This window comes from Geminicoccus flavidas, from assembly GCF_009806515.1.
GTDB lineage: Bacteria > Pseudomonadota > Alphaproteobacteria > Geminicoccales > Geminicoccaceae > Geminicoccus > Geminicoccus flavidus.
In genome coordinates this window covers 1-507 of record NZ_WUJP01001124.1, presented here as the reverse complement: position 1 = coordinate 507, position 507 = coordinate 1, and the positions used below count along the sequence as shown (strand labels likewise).

Genomic DNA, 507 nt, shown 5'->3' with positions numbered 1-507 from the left:
GCCGCCAGGTTGACATACTCGGCGAGGATCCATTCGCCGGCCGTGACGGCCCAAGGGCTGCCGTTCGCCATCACGTCGATCCAGACATAGGCGGTGCCGCTGTACACATTCTCCGTGCCGCGCAGGCTGACCCGGTTGAGCCAGGCCTGGACATGGAGGCCGCCCACGAGCTCCGGGCTGTTCGCGACGCCGAAGCGGGTCGCAAAGGCATTGAATGCATCGAAGCCGCCCACCTGCCGGCCCGGATAGTAGCCGAGCTCGCCAGGCGTCACGACGCCCGAGGCGAGCAGCGTGCCCTTGGGCTGGGTCCAGTTGTTGCAGCGATAGAACCTGATCCGGTAGCAGCCGAAATTGCCGCCACTGTGGGCGTCGTCCGGCTCGGCATGCTTCCGGGCCCCCTGGGTCTGCCACATGAACTTGGTGACGACCCCATCCTTCGGTGCCTGGAAGGAGAAATAATGCCCGCGCGGCCAGCGGATGTTGGCCTGGGTGCAGGCATAGACCGGG

At 66.3% G+C, this 507-nt stretch carries 1 protein-coding gene; it reads right to left on the bottom strand.

Annotated features, from left to right (window positions below; genetic code table 11):
* On the bottom strand, nucleotides 1-507 hold a 507-nt coding region (locus EQG76_RS31390; protein ID WP_159719124.1), incomplete at both ends, for a hypothetical protein.